General features: G+C 40.5%; 2 protein-coding genes. One reads left to right on the forward strand and one right to left on the reverse strand.

From position 1 onward, the window contains the following. Positions 1-261: 261 nt before the first annotated feature. A complete protein-coding gene (locus tag R2S67_RS22535; RefSeq protein WP_317347138.1) occupies positions 262-1,071 on the reverse strand; it encodes a hypothetical protein in 810 nt (269 codons plus the stop codon). A gap of 1,408 nt (positions 1,072-2,479) precedes the next feature. Between R2S67_RS22535 and R2S67_RS22540 the strand changes: the two genes are divergently transcribed. Further along, on the forward strand, positions 2,480-3,106 hold the full coding sequence (locus tag R2S67_RS22540) for a hypothetical protein (RefSeq protein ID WP_140364869.1): 627 nt from the start codon (positions 2,480-2,482) through the stop codon (positions 3,104-3,106). Positions 3,107-3,345 lie beyond the last annotated feature (239 nt).

The following is a 3,345-nucleotide window of genomic DNA, read 5'->3' on the forward strand; positions in this document are numbered from 1 at the left end:
GTGCGCTTAAAGCGCTTTAAGGCTAGCATGGAAATGACCAATATTCGCCCTTTTCGCCGCTTTTCCAACCTATTACCCCGCCACTTTCACTCTTAGGCTACAACCACGTACATTCAGCCTGAGAGATCCGTTGCGGAAATAACGCCCAATTAACGTGTGAGCAGCGCAGACACTGAACTTGAACACTGCGCCGTAAACACTATATTCAACCCGAAGTGAGAGCGCCAAGCGTTGCGAATCACTGTTGAATTGTTTGTTAGCTTAATTTCCTATGACAAAACTACGACCTCGATTTTGTTCCATGCCCATCTGTGAGTAACCATACTTCTCACAAAGAGCTATTTTAGCTTTTACCACGCTTGGGCTATTTTCATGCTGAAGCAGTTGCGAAATATCTAGGTTGCCTGGGTTATCAACAGCTAACTCTCTGTCATCAAGATAGATGATTTTACGATTTTTTATCATCTTTTGAGGGTCATATATACTCCAGCTATCTGAACTCTGGAAACATTTTAGAAACTCGGATTCCGTAAGTTCAATTGATCTGGTCGATCTATTGTTTATCAGAAGTTGCTTACTATCTTTCGACATCAACATTACACAATCGATATCTGTATAAATATCGAATACACTCTTGTAAAAACCATAACATTCGACAAATATTGGTCTATAACCGACGAAGCAAAAGAAATCACAGATTCCATAGAAGTCGTATACTCTACGTCGAATGTCTACGAAGGTGTTCATTACATTTGAATATACACAGATACACTTAAAACCATTAGCTGATATAGAATCGTAAGACGTGTTGATTTGGTTGAATGCTTTATTTATATTTTTCCTTGTATCTTTCGAACCGACAAATTCAAATGGTTCACCTGACATTAACTTTTGAAAGTAGTTATCAGCATCTTTAGGCGTATCATTCATTGTCTTTACTTCGATTACTGATTTTATGTCACCTATCACAACTTCAAAATCAGCACTACTTGCGTTTCCCCTCGGTATATCAATAACGTTAAACCCAATACTATTGAGCTCATTTTTAACTTCATCTTCTAAATTTTCCATAACTATTACCTATTAAGCTAACGCCCTGCTAAGGGGTGAGCAACGCAATACCTAAGCCGCTGCAAACCACCTTAATCACTAAATTCAACGCATAGTGAAAATGCCACGCGTTGCGAATCCCTCTTGAGCAGTTTGTTAGTCGCGAGGCACCGAGCGACAATTTTAAGCCGAACTAAACTTTGCGAACAACAAACTTTATGTGTTTTGATGCACTTAAGTCAGGCGTAGTCTCAAAGCGGCGACTCAATGAAACCACTTAGAAAAAACAGCGCCGCAGAAAACGGACTGACAACACCAAGAAGCACTTTTAGAAAGCCAAACTCACAGTGCGGACTTTCGACAAAGTCACTGAAACCACGTGGAATTTACAACATTAGAGAAAACGTCTTTTCAGCGAGTAAATCGGCTTTTGTACCCAACAAACTCACCGAGCGGATTTGCAACCAAAAACAGACTCTCGATTGCCCTGCTCTGTCAGCATCAAAGAACAAAACAACCGCTTGGACACTTGCAAAACTTTGGACTTAAAACAGAGGAAACTGAGTTTTGACGAATCTGTATACCAAACAAACAGCTGCCAAATTTTGAGCTTAGAAACATGATTTTGATTGCTAGCTTTTTCTGGCGACTAACGCCGCGTTAAGTGGTGAACAACGCCAACCACCAAACCTAAACCATTGTACCTTAAACACAAAACCTGACTGGAACTGAAACCGCCAAGCGTTGTGAATCCGCCTTAAACGCCTTGTTAGGCGAAGTTTCCCACCAGTGTTTAAGTTGGTTTGAAAGCAGATTACCCGAAACCGCATAAGCAACCAAACACCCACTGATTTTTTGTGATTCAAGAATCACAAATGACACTATGTTTCAGCCAAGGTTCCAACAACCACGAAATGCGAATTTGCAGCGACTAAGTAGCTTTTTAACCTGAGAAACCAACAGCTACAAGCTAATAGCAAAAACGAAAACTACGATTGACTTGCCGTTGCCACTTTTTGAGCTAGTGAAACTCACCACCAACCTGTGCCAAAAGCCAATGAGGCAACCCACGAGCTTTGCATGTTTTACGGCAGAAGAGATTCAAGAATTTGAGCCGACAATGTTGAATTGCCGACATAGAAAACGAATGCTCAAAGAAAACTAAGAAGATGAGAACAAAGAACTTTCCTGCCCGTCGCCTAACGCCGCGTTAAGTGGTGAGCAACGCCTACCACCACAGCTAACCTATTGTGCCATAAACACTAAAGCTAAATTAAACTAAAAATGCCACGCGTTGGGAATCCGTCTTAAACGCTTTGTTAAGTGCATTTTGTCATACATATTGAAATACAGGTTGACACAAGCAAAATGCCGTATTACATTTTGACATACAGAAKATGTAATTCAATTTGTAATACAGGAGTTCGATATGACATTGGCTAACCACATTAAAAACATGCTAAACACCCCTTCCGATTCTCAACTACTTTCCACACGCTTAGCTACCACAACAGTAAACAAGCTCGACGAACTAGCACAAGAATTAGATAAAACTCGTTCAGAGTTAATTACAACTTTTATTGAAGGCGGTATAGATGAACTTGAAAAACAACTGGAAGCACAGAATACAAATGAAGCCTTCTCAGATGAAAGCCTTGCTGCCGACAAACGTTACTTTCTATTAAATACCAACTTCAACAACTCAGAAACCGATCACTATACAATGCTTGAGAACGAAGAAGCCTCTGCATTTTATGAGCATTGGAAAGATAACATCACACATTTACGTGAAGGAGACATAGTATTCCTTTATCAAAGTAGCGTAGGTATTGTTGCCTATGGTTTCGTGAGCGGTAGCCTAATCAAGCGTGACCACAACGGTAACAAAAATGAGTGGTATTCTAAAAAATTAAATAACTTTGTGCGCTTAGATAAGCCACTAACGGCCAAAGGTTGCAAGGAAGTAACAAAAACAAACTTCAACTTTAGAATGACTATGGTCAGCTTATCTCAGGCACAAGGTGATGCTCTAATGAGCAAATTTACTCAAGCTTAGCTCATGCTTTTGCAGTGAGTAATACGCTCACTGCACTTAACGCCCAATTAAGGTGTGAAGCGCGCAACCACGACACTCAATTTAACCACCGTAATCACCAAACTTAAACCAAACTAAAAATGCCAAGCGTGCTGAATCACTCTTAAATTGCTTGTTAGCCCTATGCCCAAAGGTTGCACGCCTCTACCGCTTCGATTTTAACACCGAAACTAGAAATGCTAGGTAACGTGGCATTGTGG

The organism is Vibrio sp. T13N (assembly GCF_032970445.1).
Lineage (GTDB): Bacteria > Pseudomonadota > Gammaproteobacteria > Enterobacterales > Vibrionaceae > Vibrio > Vibrio diabolicus.